Source organism: Neobacillus drentensis (assembly GCF_036966985.1).
Taxonomy (GTDB): Bacteria; Bacillota; Bacilli; order Bacillales; family Cytobacillaceae; genus Neobacillus; species Neobacillus drentensis_E.
This window is the reverse complement of the sequence record NZ_JBALSN010000262.1, coordinates 10613-11022: the sequence shown is the minus strand read 5'-3', so window position 1 is coordinate 11022 and position 410 is coordinate 10613.

Genomic DNA, 410 nt, shown 5'->3' with positions numbered 1-410 from the left:
AACCGCCCATGCCCATACCAGGGAAACCACCCATTATACGTTGAGAATCTAATGTCATGTTTTCACCTACTTTCTTTTACATACTATGCTTAAAGAATATAGGTGAGCTTATTTTACCTTAAAATTAGGCAGACTAACTGCCGATACAAGGGACGACTACATTTGAAGAAGTAGTACTTCCTTTTCTGCAGTTTCTAATAATTCCAAGGTCAGTTCTTCCACGTTTATCCCCCATTCATATATCATATACGACGTATACCTGAATAAAGTTATTTAAAATAATTTTTTTCAAAAGGAAAAAAGCAGGTATTCTCTTATAGGGTACCTCAGGACCTAACCATTGTTCAGGAGGGGAATATCGAACGAAAAATTGCAGAGTTTTTTACATTTTTTCAGGAAAAATATGTTAA